The following is a 15,701-nucleotide window of genomic DNA, read 5'->3' on the forward strand; positions in this document are numbered from 1 at the left end:
ATATTGAATTTTCAAGGTGCAAAGCCCATTTTAAGTATGGGAAGTCTTAGTTAGTTAATAATTCTTCGTCTGCAAGCAGATCATTAAGAGCAGATAGCTCTTTTTCAGACAACTGTGCCATAGCGGTGTCCTCCTTTATCAATTTTTTCTACTATAATAGAGTGCGCTGAAATTTAGTTTCTATTCTTTTTCTCATTTGATTTCAGAATAATATTTTGGAAATGTATTTGCCAAAGAAATATTTTTGTCTCTACTGAACAGAGGGGATGAAGTCTGGATTGCGTTGTGAATCGAATCGGTAAGAAGGAATTCACTTTTTATCATATGGAAATCTTTTGAAAGAACGAATTTCCTCTTTTGTCTTTTGCCTTTCACACAGTAAAGTGATAGCCTTTTAAACAACAAAGGCCTTTTAAATTATGAAAAGAATCTAAGGATTGAAGAGGTAAAAGATATGAGTAAAGAAAAAGTATTGACAGGAAAACCAAGCGTCGATCGTCCGTGGATGAAATTTTATCCGGATGTCATGATGCAGATGATCAAAATTCCGGGATGTACATTGATGGAATATCTGAAGCAGTGCTGCCCAGGAATGGACATTGCAGCTATGCATTATTATGGGGAAGACATTTCCTGGAAGACAGTGTTTGAGGAAGCTGAGAAGTGTGCCCGCGCGCTCAGAGCGATCGGATTTGAAGAAGGGGATCAGATACCGGTTTATCTGCGCCTCGTTCCTGAATTTATTTACCTGCTTCTGGGAGCAGAAAAAATCGGAGCGTCTATTCTTTGCCGTGACAATACAACTGCGGAGAACGTGGAAGCCGCAAGAAAGTCTAAGGCAAAAGCTATTATTGCGCATGACTTTCTGTCACAGAAAGAAATGCATGCATTCTTGGATGGAAGCAGTGTGGAAAAGTTTGTGCTTCTCTCTCCATTGCATCATGGGTCCCGTGATGCAATGCCGGCACATATTCAGGCGTGCTTAAATAGTTACTATCCATCTATGTGCGCTTCCGGCCCTCACACAATGAGCTGGGAAGAATTTCTTGCACAGGGAGAAAAATATACAGGAAAAGTGGAAGCAGAGGCTGATATTGATCGTCCGTTGTTCCGTGCATATACAAGCGGATCGACAGGGCCTTCCAAACAGGTTATCCATTCAGCCAACACTATGCTGAGTATCATCTGTCAAATGAATTTTTATGGGGGAACAGAAGGGAAACGGCCTTCCTGGATGGTAACCTGTCTGCCTCCGGCATTGGTGGCTGTGGTCGTATCCATGGTTTTGATGCCGCTGGCATCAAATAAACTTCTTATCCTGGATCCGTTTTGCTATGAGGAAGATGTGGACCTGGAGCTGATGAGGTATAAAGCAAACAACTGGCCGATGATCCCGATGTTCATAGAGACTGTTATGCGAAACGGACGTGTTCCGGATGATTATGACCTGTCGCATCTGGTTGCAGCAGGCGCCGGAAGTGAAGCGTATAATAATGTGCAGCTGGAAAGGGCAGAACAATTCTTAAAAAATCACAACTGCAATATCCGTTTTACGACCGGATATGGAAGCAGTGAAGCTGGTTCCACCTTCTCCCTTCCGATGGCACCGAAACAGATCCGGGACGGAAACGTAGGCGTGCCGATGCCGCTCAGCATCGTAAGTGTGTTCAAACCGGGCACACAGGAAGAGCTGTCCTACAATCAAATGGGCGAAATCTGCAAGACTGGACCTGGAAATATGCTGGGTTACGACAATCCGGAAGCAACGGCCAAAGCTTTACAGCTTCATGCAGACGGAAAAGTATGGCTGCATACCGGAGATATTGGATACATGGATGAAGATGGAATACTCTATGTCTTGAACCGTGGATATTCTCCGCGCTATGGAGGGGGAGAGCTTGCAGTTCTCCCGATGGAAAATCTTGTTGCAAATGCACGGATTGAGGGAATCGATGATGAATTTTTCGTGCTGCTGGAAGACGAAGCACATCCGGGATATTTTGTGCCGTATCTCTATGTTGTTTTAGAAGATGGGTACACGGTTGACGATATCAGGGAAAAAATAGAGGAATGTCTTGAACCCCATATGTATCCGGCAGACATTATCCAGATCGACGCCCGTCCGTTCTTCCACTTTAAGACTAACCGGATTGGGCTTTCCAAAGAACTCAAGGAAAGTTTCGTATCCTGATTGCCATAAAAGTATTTGATTTTCAGATTACTGTATATCTTTTCTGCGGTATTTTGAAAATGCCGTAAAAATACCGGCAAATGTGAACAGGATTCCTATTGCAATAAGAGTCATGTCCAACTTTCCACTGTCTACAATATCTGCGCCGTCGCAATAGCCAAATGGTGTAATGAACTTGAGAAATTCCATGCTTTCGGTCATGTTGGCGATGAGATTCAGGAAATACATCATTGCCGCAATCCCAAGGCCGACGCCGATACTGCCGCGGCGCAGAAAGGCAGAGAACCCAAAGCAGATACTTGCCAGTTCTACCTGAAGAAGGAAATAGGCAAGGTGCAGCAGCAAAACTTCTTTCCACGGTATCGCCTCGCCTATAGCAGCCATAGATCCCAGAGAAAAAGCGAGGATGACAACATTCATAACAATGATCTGCAAAAGTACAGAAATCAGCTTTTCGGAAATGATATGAGTCCTGGATACAGGATGGGTAAGCAGAAACTCCGCTGTCCGGCCTTTTTCTTCCTTAGACAGAGAGGAAATGCCGATAAGCGAGGCGAAGAATGCTCCGCCAAGTCCGATTACATTTCCGCATTCAATGGCATAAAATCCCACAAGAGTTCCAAAATTCAGCCGATCCATACCAAAGGCGGCGGTAAAACTCCCCATGGATGCGAATATATCGCCCATTGTATCCATTTCGCCCTTTATTTCCGGAAAAAGAAATACACAAACCATCATCAAAAGTGTGATGGATGCAGTCCAGATGGCGAAGGAGACTAGTCCTTGTTTTAGTTCATGCTTGACAATGGTCATTATTTTGCACCTCCATCTTCGTAATAATGCAGGAAAATTTCTTCCAAATCCGGTTCGGCAATGGACAAATCCTGGATATCTCCAGTGGAGAGTGTGGACAACAAAGTGTTTATATCGCCACTATAGAGAAAATTCATGCCCATGTCGGATTTCTGGAGATCACGGACGCCGCAAAGATGGCCGAGATCTACAGTGCCTTGGATGTTTACACGTTTAGCATTCGTTTTTGACAGAGCTTCTACGCTGTCACAGGCAATGATCCTTCCTTCGCGAATGATGGCTGCCCGTGAGCAATTCTGCTGAATTTCGGATAAAATATGACTGGACAGGAAAATCGTAGCGCCTGCTTTATTTCGTTCCCGCAGGATATCAAAAAATTCTTTCTGCATCAAAGGATCCAGACCACTGGTTGGTTCATCCAGGATCAGAAGATCGGGCTCGTGCTGGAGTGCGCAGATGATGGCGGCCTTTTTACGATTGCCGAAGGAAAGATCCTCCACTTTTCGGGAGGTATCAAGCTGCAGTCGTTCGCATAATCGGGCGGCTGCAGCTTGGCAATTTTTCTTTCGAAGATCAGCAGACAGCTTTATTAGATCCCGCACTCGCATTCCGGGATAAAATAAAGTCTCGGACGGCAGGTATCCAACAAGAGCAAGAATTTTTTCTTTGTCATTTATAATGTCCATGTCAAATACAGACGCACTTCCTGAAGTGGGTCTGATAAGCCCCAACAGTGTTCGGATAGTGGTAGATTTTCCCGCACCGTTAGGCCCGATAAATCCAAAAAATTCTCCTTTTGAAACGGTAAGTGCCACGTTGTCGATTCCGCACACTTTTCCGTAATACTTTGTCAAATTATTGATCTTAATTGCGTCCATTCTGTTCTCTCCTTTCGGAGGCATAGGTTTTTCATCCGGCAAAGTGAAAAACTTCGCGTTCATAGTGCAGCCTCCATTAATCGATCGATTAATCATATGATATCTCTGTTGGCTATTTTTGAGAAGCCCTCTTGACTAAAAATATCCACAGTTTTGACTGCGGATAGTATTCATATGTATATATTCTGCTGTCGGCTGCATACTATCCTCATTGAAAGAATTTAACTATTATTTGTGCTGCCAACTTGGCGGCGAAATGGAGATTAACATGAATAAAAAGCAGCAGGAACAACAGAATGAACAAAAAAGCCAAAACAAATTTAACAGTGTGACACAGAAAAAGAAACCGGAGAACCAGAATCAGACACACAACGTGAGGTCAGAGGCGATAGAATCGAAAAACAGGCAAGTTTAAGAAAAAAATGAGGAAAGAAATAAAGAAATGAGGCGCAGGAATGATCGAAACGAAAGAAGATCAGGATATCCTGCGCCTTTATAAAATTTCTTGATTTACTGGATGGACCTTCCGAGTTCAAAGGCCTGCTGCAATTCCGGCTTCCCGTCAATATCGCCGATATCCCCATTTCCTCCGGCGAGAACGTGGCCAAGGTTTTTCCATTTCAGATGTAAAAGAGATAGTAAGATCAGGAAGAAAGAATTTCACTAAAATTCACATAATTTCACTTTTTGTCACATGGCAGCTTTTTGCCGGGGAGATTATCAAGTTCTCTCCTTTGCCTTCCGCAAAGCAAAGTGATACCATTTTTAGCAGCAAGTGTATCTTGCATACATAAGTAAAAAACATGAGCTAAAAAAGGAATTGATTTTAGAGGTGGAAGATATGAGCAAAGAGCAAGTATTGACGGGAAAGCCAAGTATTGACCGTCCATGGATGAAATATTATCCGGATATGTTGATGCAGATGATCAAAATGCCGGAATGTACAGTAGAGGAATATTTGAAACAGTGCTGCCCGGGAATGGACGTTGTGGCAATGCATTATTACGGAGAAGATATTACCTGGAAGAACATTTTTGAAGAGACGGACAAATGTGCCCGTGCACTCAGAGCGCTGGGATTTGGAGAAGGAGATCAGATTCCGGTTTATCTGCGTCTGGTTCCTGAATTCGTTCCGCTGCTTCTTGCTGCGGAAAGAATCGGAGCATCCATTCTCTGCCGTGACAATACGGTGGCGGAAAACGTGGAAGCGGCAAGAAAAGCAAAAGCGAAGGCGATCATCGCCCACGACTTTATGTCCCAAAAAGAAATGCATGCATTTTTAAATGACAGCAGTGTGGAAAAGATCGTGCTTTTATCCCCGCTGCATCATGGAGACCGCGATGCGATGCCGGCACATATCCAGGCATGCTTAAACGAGAATTATCCGTCTGCGTGTGCTTCCGGAACGGCTACTATGAGCTGGGAAGAGTTTATTGCACAGGGAGAAAACTATACAGGAAAAGTGGAAGCAGAGCGTGATATCAATCGCCCGCTGTTCCGTGCATATACAAGCGGATCCACAGGACCGTCCAAACAGGTTATCCATTCTGCAAATACAATGCTTGGCATCATCTGCCAGATGAACTTCTACGGCGGAACAGAAGGGAAACGTGCTAACTGGATGGTAACTTGTCTGCCGCCGGCGCTGGTAGCTGTAGTTGTGTCTATGGTTTTGCTGCCGCTGTCATCCAATAAACTTTTGATTTTGGATCCATTCTGCTTTGTGGAAGATGTGGATTTGGAATTGATGAGATATAAAGCAAATAACTGGCCGATCATTCCGATGTTTATTGAGACTGTTATGCGAAACGGACGTGTTCCGGAGGACTATGATCTGTCCCATCTTGTTGCTGCAGGTCCTGGATGTGAGGCAAGCAACAATGTTCAGCTGGATAGAATTGAGAAATTCTTAAAGGCGCATAACTGTAATATCCGCGTAACAACCGGTTACGGAAGCAGTGAGGCGGGATCTAATTTTTCTCTTCCGATGGCGCCGAAACCGATCCGTGACGGAAACGTAGGTGTGCCGATGCCGCTCAGCATCGTAAGTGTGTTCAAACCAGGAACACAGGAAGAGTTGTCTTACAATCAGATGGGCGAAATCTGCAAGACCGGTCCTGGAAATATGCTGGGTTATGATAATCCGGAAGCGACAGCTAAGGCACTTCAGAAACATGCAGACGGAAGAGTGTGGCTGCATACAGGAGATCTCGGATACATGGATGAGGACGGAGTTCTCTATGTCCTGAACCGTGGATACTCTCCGCGTTATGGAGGGGGAGAGCTTGCTATACTTCCAATGGAGAATCGTGTTGCCAATGCACAGATAGAAGGAATCGACGATGAATTTTTCGTTCTGTTAAAAGATGAAGCACATCCGGGATATTTCGTGCCGTATCTCTATGTTGTCCTGGAAGATGGATATACGGTCGATGATATCAGGGAAAAAGTAGAGGAATGCCTGGAACCGCACATGTACCCGGCTGATATCATCCAGATCGATGAGCGTCCATTCTTCCACTTTAAGACAAATCGAATCGGACTTTCCAAAGAACTGAAAGAAGCATCCGCATCTTAATCATAATGAACGAAGAATCCTGCGCACTGCGCAGGATTCTTTGTTGTTGACACGTACAGACCGACGTGCTAAGATAATAGCAGTGTAAGAAGAGAGGTGGAAAGATGAGGAAATAATTTACTTTTGAATGCATGAGAGTTTTTTGGACAGTATACCGGGCGATATGCGAGGGGCTGTCTTATCATGTTGCCAAAAGTGGATTATGTTCTCATAACCTCGCTTTTTTTGTGCGCAAAACTGAAATCTTTCGGGAATTGAGGTATAAGGACGTAATGGAACTGTTTGGCAGCAAATGGTTCTTTTTTTTGTTGATTTTGAAATTCCGAAAGGAGAGATGTGTATGTCACAGATTCAGGTCAGTCATCTGACATTTGGTTATGAAGGCAGTTTTGACAATGTATTCGAAGATGTTTCTTTTGTCATTGACACGGACTGGAAACTTGGCTTTATAGGACGAAATGGAAAAGGAAAGACAACGTTTCTGAATTTGCTGATGGGAAACTATCCATATCAGGGAAAGATCAGTGCCGCGGCGGTATTTGACTGCTTCCCCTACGAGATCACGGAAGAGAATATACAGATGCCGGCAGCAGACTTTGTGGAAGATCTGAAGGCAGGGTGCGAGCTGTGGCGTGTAATATGTGAGCTGAATCTTTTGGAAGAGAGTGCGGAAATTTTATATCGGCCTTTCAAAACACTAAGTCCAGGACAGCGGGGAAAGATTCTGCTGGCAGTGCTTTTTTCCGGGGAGGATGATTTCCTGCTGATAGACGAGCCTACCAATCATCTGGATGAAGGGGCGAGAGAGTGTGTGAAAAAATATCTGTATTCCAAGAAAGGCTTTATCCTTGTCTCACATGACAGGGACCTTCTGGATGCCTGCATCGACCACGTCCTCGTACTGAACCGGCAGACAATCGAAGTACAGGCCGGCAATTTTTCCAGCTGGTGGGAGAATAAAAGGCGGAAAGATCTGTTTATGAAAACGGAAAATGAAAAACATCTGAAAGAGATTGGAAAGCTGAAGAAGGCGGCGGCGCAGAGTACACGGTGGGCGGACAAAAATGAGCGCACGAAGATTGGATATGATCCTGTCAAAGAACATGACAGACCTACCAGGGCATATATCGGCGGAAAGACGAAGAAGATGCAGAGCCGTGTAAAGCAGATGGAAAAGAGGTTAAAACGGGAGATCGATGAGAAAGAAGGGCTTTTGGCAGACATAGAAGAAACAGCAGATCTCAAACTTATGCCGCTTGTGCATCACAAGGAACGGCTTGTAAATGTAAAAGATTATAGCTTACAGTATAGAGGAGCGGATGGCCCGGTATTTACCGATCTTACATTTACAGTTGAAAGAGGGGAGCGGATCGCAGTATGTGGGGAGAACGGATGCGGCAAATCCACTCTGATCAAGATGATCTTGCAAAAAGCAAACGTGGCAGATACGTGTCTTCCTGTTGTGGAAAGCGGTGTTTGTGAGACGGTCTCAGGGCTTGTGATCTCGTATGTAGATCAGGATACATCGAGATTAAGAGGCACAGTGTCCGAATTCTGCATCGAGCGTAAGCTGGATGAAAGTCTGTTTTGTGCGATACTGCGCCAGCTTGATTTTGACAGGGCTCAGTTTGCCAAAAATATGGAAGACTATTCGGAAGGCCAGAAAAAGAAAGTGCTTTTGGCTGCCAGCCTTCTTACTCCTGCGCATCTGTATATATGGGATGAACCGCTTAATTACATCGATGTGTTTTCCAGAATGCAGATTGAAAAATTGCTGCTGGAGTATGAGCCGACGATGCTGTTTGTGGAACATGACAAACGATTCTGCGAGAAAATTGCCACAAAGACGATACGGCTGCCTTTTACACGCCGACACTAGGGAGGGACTATGAAAAATATATTTATTGAAGGGCTTCCGGGCATGGGAAAATCAACTTTGCAAAGAAAAATTTCTGCAGCATTTCCTTATTATCGTGTTTGCAGGGAAGGAGAGTATTCCCCGGTAGATTTAGCATGGTGTGCCTGGATGACAAAAGAGGAGTACGATGGAATTTTGGAAAAATATGGCCCGATTCGTGAAGAGATCAGGCGGAAGACGATTGAGGAGGGCGCTCATTATGTTGTGCCTTACACAGGAATCCTAACAGATATACCGGGATTCCACAAAGAAATGGAAACGTTTGAAATCTATGGAGGAAGAAAATCTCTGCATGATTTGGAAGAGATCATTCTGTCTCGATACCGGAAGTTTTCCAGGACAGCCCATCTGTTCGAATGTGCATTTATGCAGAATATATTGGACGAACTGATCCTGTTTCAGCAGGTAAGTGACGATGAAATTTTAGACTTTTACAAAATATTGTACGCGTCCATAAACAGACAGGATTTCCTTTTATTGTATTTATTCAGTGATCAAATCGAGGAAATCACAGAAGAGATAAAAAGAGAGCGTGTGGATACAAGGGGAGAGGAAGTGTGGTACCGCCTGATGCTGTCCTATCTGGTACATTCCCCTTATGGGCAGGCACGGGGATATCAGGGGTGGAATGATCTGATCGCCCATTTCCGGCACAGACAGGAAATAGAGCTTCGGATCATCCGTGAAGTGGTCAAAGAACAGGCTATCGTCCTTCCGGCAAGGGAATGGAAGCCGGAGGACGTACTTGGCCGTTGTATGTGAGAAGCTGATAAACCCTTTTTCAAGGATTTTTATGCAAACTGGCTGTAATAAAGTGCTGCATAAGCCCCTTTCTTTGCCAGAAGTTCCGCATGGTTTCCCTGTTCGATGATATTACCGTTCTCCATAAAGAGGATGATATCGGCATCTCGTATGGTGGACAGGCGGTGTGCGATCACGAAACTTGTTCTGCCTTTCATCAGTTTCTGCATGGCTTTGTTGATTTCTGTCTCCGTACGCGTATCCACGCTTGACGTCGCCTCATCAAGGATCAGAATAGGTGGGCTGCACAGAAATACTCTGGCAATTGTCAAAAGCTGCCTCTGTCCTACGGATAGATTGGAGCCTTCATTGTCCAGCATAGTGTCATAACCTTGCGGCATGGTCCGGATGAAATAATCTACTTTGGCAGCTTTGGCAGCTGCGATGATTTCTTCCCGTGTGGCATCCGGTTTTCCGTAGGCAATGTTTTCTGCGATCGTCCCGCCGAATAACCACGTATCCTGGAGGACCATACCGAAATTCTGCCTCAGCCCCTCTCTTGTCAGATTCACAGACGGTATGCCGTCCACAAGAATCTGTCCGCCGTTTACTTCATAAAATCGCATCAGCAGATTGATCAGTGTTGTCTTTCCTGCTCCGGTGCTTCCGACCACGGCGATTTTCTGTCCAGGCTTTGCTGTAAAGCTGATATCTTTCATCAGCATTTTTGACGGATCATAGCCAAAGCTTACATGCTCAAAGGAGATGGTCCCTTCTGCGTGTTCCAGGACAACAGGTGTCTTTGTATCCGGAACTTCCTCTGTATCGTCAAGGAGTTCAAATGTACGCTCCGCAGATGCCAGCGCGGACTGCAGCGTATTGATCATAAAGGACGCCTGGGTCAGAGGCTCAGCCGCCTGATTGACATACTGGAAAAATGCCTGTACCACACCGATAGTCATCGTTCCTTTCAGCATGGCTGCCCCTGCGATCACGGCGATTCCTGCCTGACCGAGTCTTGTGACCAGACGGATCAGAGGATTTACACTGTTTGTCATAAAGTCGGCTTTCTGAGATGCCAGACGGTTTTCTTCTGTGCTTTGGCGAACCTTTGCAATACTTTCCTGCTCGCGGTTATATGCTTTGATAATATTTCTTCCGGTGTAGTATTCCTCCACTATCCCCGTCAGTTCCCCGATGGAATCCTGGCGAAGAGCGGCATACTTCAGGTTTTTTCCGGCGACTGCGCGTGTGATCAGCATACTGATTGCCATGAAAATCAGAAATATGACAGTGAGAAATACGTTGTAATAGATCATGACCGTTATAGAACCGATGATGGTTCCCGCGGCAACGATGAGTTTCAAAAGACCCGTCTGTAATGTCTCTGTAATCTTGTCAAGATCGTTGGTCACACGGCTTAAAATTTCGCCGGATTTGTTCTGGTCAAAAAACTTCAAAGGAAGGACGTTTAATTTTGCCGCAATCTGCTGTCTTAGATTCAATACAAGCATGTCTGCCACATTTGCCATCAAAAATGACTGCAGATAATAGAAGAGCCATGTAAAAAAATACAGGGTAGTCAGAGACAGGATATCCTTCCCCAGTCCATCCCATGTAAGGACAAAGGCTGTGCCTTGCTCTCTGGAAGACTGGATGCTTTGCCAGATGGCATCGATAACTTCCGCGCTTTTAAAAGGTGTGTAAATAGTAAGCGCCGTATATAAGATGATAGACAGTCCGATAATGGAAAGCCGGCCCATGTATCCAGATGAAATGTAAGAATCAGGGCAATGATAAATATCGCCGGAACAGGAAGTACCATCTGTATAAAGCTGATCAGAGCAGTCTGAATATTTGTGATATCCGCGGTTGTTCTTGTGGTAATGGACGCTGTACCGAACTGTTTAAAATCATAGATAGATAGTTTCAGAGATTTTTTGTAAAGAGCATCCCGGATGTCCTTACATACTCTGGAGGAGAGCTGAGAGCATGACCATGCCCCAAGGATCGCGCCTGCTCCGGATATGACCGATGCGATCACGATCTGAATTCCTGTCATATAAAGATCCTGCAGTGTACTTTGGGCGGTTCCCTCATTCATCATTTGTGCAATTAATGCGGGGATATATAAAGCCCCGGCCACATCTACGATAATCAGGATGCATGTTAGTGTAAATAGTTTCCAGTACGGTTTTATAAACCTTAAAATCAGTTTCATTGTTATAATCCTCCTGCTGTTTGATCAAGTTCTGTAAAATAAAAAAAGCGCGCTGGTTTCTAAAAAAACCGAGCGCACTCGACATCTTCCTCGTTCTTACAGTTGCGACTGCAAGTCCTCCGATGAATCCGTTTCATTTTTCTTGTAATCTTTCAGCTTTTTTAAGAGCAGTGTCTTATACTTATCAAGTAGTCTGACCAGCTCATCCTTTTCATTATCTTCAAACATTTGCCAGACCGCCTGTTCGAGGCCATGCATATGCTGAAGTTCTTTTTCCACAAAGGCATTCCCTGCTTCTGTCAGATAAATATGTTTGACACGCAGATTGTCATCCAGGGCTTCCAGACGGATCAGTCCTTTTTTTCGAAGCTGCCGAAAAGCGGAATTGACAGTCTGCCTGCTGAGGGTAAGGCGTTCGCAGATTCCATGTTGTGTGGTAATCCCTTCATTTATCATAGTCAAAGCCCAGTATTCTGTCCCGGACAACCCACAGAGCTTCGGGAATATGTCGTAGATCCCCTCCAGATCCTTATACGTTTCGCGGAATAGCTTCAACTTCTCTGAATCTGATTCTTTCAAATATACCACCTCCACTTTGTCTCAAATCATACTGTATGTTTTCGGACAGTATGATTATATACAGTTCCAATGGAAGTGTCAACACTTTTTTAGGAAATGAAGAATAAAAACAGCGGTGCTGCTTTGGAGTCTGATTTAAGACTCTCGCAGCAGCACCGTTTTCGGGGTGTATTATGTTTTTTTCTCTGGGCTTTCCAGATTTTTATCAAGGATATCCTGGATATTCTCAACATCCGTTTTGATCTCGTGCAAAATAGAGAATTTATCCATCAGATCTGTCAGCAACAGTTGGTAATTTGCATCTCTTTTTTCATTTGACTTTACGATGTAGAGCAGCAGGAATATTGCGACTACAGCCCAGATTCCCTGTGATAAAGCAACGTCCACGATTGTTTGTTCCATACTCTTCGGCCTCCTCCCGATCGAATCTGATTCTTCTATCTGACTAATAAAAATCAGATCGGGCATTTTTAGCAACCAAATGGAGGAAAAATATTTATTTCCGCATTACCCACTTTCCTGCCAGCACAGCGATGGAAGAGGTATATAAACTGAGGGCAGTGCTTTTAAAAAGCAGGTTCCATTTCATATGAAAAGAAATAAAACACAAAAAAAGCTCCAGAAATGCGATCCGGCGGGCGCGTCTGCCGTAAACGGCACGCTCGGCAGGATCCAGCTTTTTGTTATGTGTTTCTGCTGGGACAAGGATAAAAAGGATGGCCGTGCTGAAAATAGAAGCTACCAAACGGCAGCTTTGAAATATCCTCATATACTCCCAGGAAGTCCACATGGAAAGAAGGAGACCGGTAGAAAAAAGAAGACACCTGACACGTGTCTGTGCGTGATATCCGCCGGCACTCCTTCGAAGCGGAAAACAAAAAAAGAAAAAGAGAATAGCGGAAACAATATCTTGAAAAACAAAGCCGATTCCGACGGTAATGATAAAACTCAGCACATTATCCCGCAGACTTCGAAGTCCATATGCAACGACAGGCAATTCCTCGGAGGATATGAGTCCATCTTTTGCAAGTCTTTCTGAAAGTTTCATGGCGGCGCTTAGAATTTACGGAGCTGTTTTACCGATTTCGGTTCCGACTCCTGATACCCCCAAAATGTGCAGGCCTGATTCGCATCCAGAATTGCCATGAAAACGGCAGTTTTGATAATCATTTTTTTCAGTATAGCAGCAATAGCGCAAGCTTTCTTTTGCATTTGTGTACATCTCTTTCTGATGATTTATATAGCATGGATCGGACATCCTTTGGCATATTATCAGAAAAAGATTGCTGTGCCGGACAGTGTAAAATTAAGCGGGTTGTTATGTAAAAATCAGTTTTCCATCTTTGAATCGTATTTAATTATCCGCCTCATCCGGAAGATAAAGGATGGCATTGGCTTCAAACATATTCCCTTGTTTATTCAGTTCTAAAACTCCGTCATATTTTTCTACGATATGCCGGACGCTGCGAAGACCGAAGCCGTGCAGAGTATCTTGCTTTTTAGAAGAGAAGAAACGGGAGCGGGATGACTTTGCCTCTTCCGAAAAACTGTTCCTTATCCGAAGTTTTAAGACGCCTTTGCTGAGGGACAAGGAAAAGGAGAGATATTTTTCTGCGGACTGTGAGGAAGCTTCGATGGCATTTTGTAAAAGGTTGGCTACCACACTATTGATGTCAAAAGTGTGGAGGATTTCCTCCGGGAGGCGAACCTGGACATCCACGGTCTGGAGTGTCTGTTTGGCCTTATAAAGCCAGTAATTCAGCAGACTGTCGATCTCCGGATTTCCGGATGAGACGCTCTCACGCTGGATGGTAAGCGCCTGGTTCATCTGATCCAGATAGGAAAGGAGAGCGTCCGTATCGTTCTGCTTGGCCAGAATCTGGAGTTCCATAATGTGGTGCCTCATATCGTGGCGGAAGATACGGATCTTCTCGTCATTTTGAAGAAGGGTTTCCATCTGAGTAGAGTAGCCTTGCATCTTTTGGCGCAGCATATCCGATTCGTATTTGTGGTGCAGGCTGTTTTTGAGTGCATTGTACAGATAGAACACGAGAAAATTGATAGCCAGAAGTCCGATGCATTCAATCATTACTTTATAATCCAGATCGGTATCATTTACTACCAAAAGATATAGGATTACAATGCTGATCAGAGGAACCAGAAGCAAAGCAAGGTTTGGTATGTGATCTTTCCCGGTCTGCCTATCAACAAGGTGTTCGGCCACTAACACGCATGCAAGGATCAGAATATCCACAATGATCGCATACAGCTGGTTGAATGGTTTGTTGGGAGTATAATCTACAAATAGAGATATTATGATACCCTCTGTTGTCATGGATATAATGTAGAATGAGAAAGTCAAAAAGAAAATTTTTCGAAAACTTTTTGTATACAGGGATGTCAGCAGAGAGATACCGATGAAATTGATAATCAGGTTCAGTAAAGGAATTTGAAAAATCCAATATAGCCCGGTATTTGATACGAAGAAGCCGACAATATATAAGATCTTTTTTTTGGGTTTTGGAGTTGAGTCGGGACAAAAAATTTTGATAAACCAATCGATAAGATAAATACGAAATAAGTTTGTCAGACAACAAATAATAAAATTGCTCATGTTTTGTTCTCCTTTGTAGCTGTTATTGTATTTAAAAAATAATAATTTCTTTTTTGTAAAATATTATTTTATCACAAAGATCAGTCTATAGCACGAAAAAGATAGATTTTGTATGCAATTATGTAATGATTTGTTGAGGCCCAAAAAATGCTTAGAATTTGAAAAAAATAAATAGATTTTATAAATGTAAGTTTACGATCGGGCCTTTTTCTTCTTTTTTATAGATAGCTGACAGCAAAACAGACAGTGTACACGCAAAATAAAGAAGGAGGAAACAAATATGGCAGTATTAATCGGACATGCAAGTATTGATGAAAATGGAGGAGTCCATGGTGGAACACCGGGCGATCAAAATGGCAAAGAAGTCTTCAAACAGAATTGGTGGGATTGGGGATGGACGGTTTTATTACGGCCGGTAGAGGCAAATATTGGAGAAAAAATAGCGGATGCCTGTGAAGCGGGATGCGATAATGACAAGATTGGCTATAGTTGGGATGATAGAAATTCATTGCGGACACAGGCGCAGAAAGTTGGATTTGATTTATCGAAGATTAACACAGCGTGCCAATGTGACTGCTCGGCCTTTGCGACGGTATGTGCCGAGGCGGCAGGAGTAAACATGAACGGCGCATATACTTCCGGAAATGCTCCGACAACAAGTAATATGCGATCCAAATTTGTGGCTACAGGGAAGTTTAAGGCACTGACAGATTCTAAGTATTTATCAGGCACAAACGAACTGCAGAGAGGAGATATTCTTGTAAAAGAAGGGACACACACAGTGATTGTTCTGTCCAACGGAGCGAATATCAAAGTACAGGAGCCGGGCAATGTCCGGAATAATAATGAGTTAGCTTACCGTGCCCATATTCAGACCTATGGAACGCTGAATCCGGTGCGTGATGGGCAGACTGCAGGCACAATTGGGCGTAGCCGCAGGTTAGAAGGATTTTGGATAGATTTAAGGATTTTAAGAAAAACTTTTCCAAATCTGAAATTATCCGGTAAGGCCCATGTTCAGACGATAGGCGATATAGTGTACAGCAATATTGAACACGATACTTGCGTTGGCACGACAGGGAGAGCGCTTCGTCTGGAAGCATTTCTTTTAAATACTCAAACTTCCCACACCAATAAGGTGTGCTGAACCTTGAAAATTCAATATTTC

14 protein-coding genes are annotated in these 15,701 nt (G+C 43.9%); 5 read left to right on the top strand and 9 right to left on the bottom strand.

Annotated features, from left to right (window positions below):
- Positions 1-454 precede the first annotated feature (454 nt).
- Positions 455-2,191 (top strand): class I adenylate-forming enzyme family protein, encoded by a 1,737-nt coding sequence (locus ACLROL_RS11035; protein ID WP_288723205.1) that lies wholly within the window; start codon positions 455-457, stop codon positions 2,189-2,191.
- Positions 2,192-2,218: 27 nt separating this feature from the next.
- Here ACLROL_RS11035 and ACLROL_RS11040 read toward each other — a convergent pair whose 3' ends face one another.
- Both ACLROL_RS11040 and ACLROL_RS11045 read right to left on the bottom strand, forming a co-directional pair.
- On the bottom strand, positions 2,219-3,004 hold the full coding sequence (locus ACLROL_RS11040; protein WP_087199884.1) for an ABC transporter permease subunit: 786 nt from the start codon (positions 3,002-3,004) through the stop codon (positions 2,219-2,221).
- A complete protein-coding gene (locus tag ACLROL_RS11045) occupies positions 3,004-3,945 on the bottom strand; it encodes an ABC transporter ATP-binding protein (protein WP_413067831.1) in 942 nt (313 codons plus the stop codon). The genes ACLROL_RS11040 and ACLROL_RS11045 overlap by 1 nt, the downstream gene beginning before the upstream one ends.
- A gap of 778 nt (positions 3,946-4,723) precedes the next feature.
- On the opposite strand from ACLROL_RS11045, the gene ACLROL_RS11050 reads away from it, so the two are divergent.
- From ACLROL_RS11050 to ACLROL_RS11060, 3 genes are all read left to right on the top strand, one after another.
- Complete coding sequence (locus tag ACLROL_RS11050; RefSeq protein ID WP_413067832.1) at positions 4,724-6,460, top strand: class I adenylate-forming enzyme family protein; 1,737 nt, start codon at positions 4,724-4,726, stop codon at positions 6,458-6,460.
- Between the two features lie 340 nt (positions 6,461-6,800).
- Positions 6,801-8,339, top strand: coding sequence for a ribosomal protection-like ABC-F family protein (gene abc-f, locus ACLROL_RS11055; RefSeq protein WP_413067833.1), 1,539 nt, complete (start codon positions 6,801-6,803; stop codon positions 8,337-8,339).
- A gap of 9 nt (positions 8,340-8,348) precedes the next feature.
- Complete coding sequence (locus ACLROL_RS11060) at positions 8,349-9,140, top strand: hypothetical protein (RefSeq protein WP_087212495.1); 792 nt, start codon at positions 8,349-8,351, stop codon at positions 9,138-9,140.
- A 29-nt stretch (positions 9,141-9,169) separates the two neighbouring features.
- On the opposite strand, the gene ACLROL_RS11065 is transcribed toward ACLROL_RS11060, so the two are convergent.
- The 7 genes from ACLROL_RS11065 to ACLROL_RS11095 form a co-directional block, all read right to left on the bottom strand.
- Entirely contained in the window at positions 9,170-10,651 is a 1,482-nt protein-coding gene (locus ACLROL_RS11065; protein WP_413067834.1) for an ABC transporter ATP-binding protein, read from the bottom strand.
- 50 nt (positions 10,652-10,701) lie between these two features.
- A complete protein-coding gene (locus ACLROL_RS11070; RefSeq protein ID WP_413067835.1) occupies positions 10,702-11,340 on the bottom strand; it encodes an ABC transporter transmembrane domain-containing protein in 639 nt (212 codons plus the stop codon).
- 96 nt (positions 11,341-11,436) lie between these two features.
- Positions 11,437-11,919 carry a MarR family winged helix-turn-helix transcriptional regulator gene (locus ACLROL_RS11075; protein ID WP_413067836.1) on the bottom strand — a complete coding sequence of 161 codons (483 nt, stop codon included), beginning with the start codon at positions 11,917-11,919 and terminating at the stop codon, positions 11,437-11,439.
- A gap of 171 nt (positions 11,920-12,090) precedes the next feature.
- Positions 12,091-12,321 carry a BhlA/UviB family holin-like peptide gene (locus ACLROL_RS11080; protein WP_087199874.1) on the bottom strand — a complete coding sequence of 77 codons (231 nt, stop codon included), beginning with the start codon at positions 12,319-12,321 and terminating at the stop codon, positions 12,091-12,093.
- A 94-nt stretch (positions 12,322-12,415) separates the two neighbouring features.
- Positions 12,416-12,967 carry an accessory gene regulator B family protein gene (locus ACLROL_RS11085; RefSeq protein ID WP_087212506.1) on the bottom strand — a complete coding sequence of 184 codons (552 nt, stop codon included), beginning with the start codon at positions 12,965-12,967 and terminating at the stop codon, positions 12,416-12,418.
- An 8-nt stretch (positions 12,968-12,975) separates the two neighbouring features.
- Complete coding sequence (locus tag ACLROL_RS11090; RefSeq protein WP_413067837.1) at positions 12,976-13,131, bottom strand: cyclic lactone autoinducer peptide; 156 nt, start codon at positions 13,129-13,131, stop codon at positions 12,976-12,978.
- Between the two features lie 142 nt (positions 13,132-13,273).
- Complete coding sequence (locus ACLROL_RS11095; protein WP_158095378.1) at positions 13,274-14,173, bottom strand: GHKL domain-containing protein; 900 nt, start codon at positions 14,171-14,173, stop codon at positions 13,274-13,276.
- 640 nt (positions 14,174-14,813) lie between these two features.
- On the opposite strand from ACLROL_RS11095, the gene ACLROL_RS11100 reads away from it, so the two are divergent.
- A complete protein-coding gene (locus ACLROL_RS11100; RefSeq protein WP_413067838.1) occupies positions 14,814-15,680 on the top strand; it encodes a hypothetical protein in 867 nt (288 codons plus the stop codon).
- Positions 15,681-15,701 lie beyond the last annotated feature (21 nt).

The organism is Sellimonas sp. (assembly GCF_047234585.1).
Classification (GTDB): domain Bacteria; phylum Bacillota; class Clostridia; order Lachnospirales; family Lachnospiraceae; genus Sellimonas; species Sellimonas caecigallum.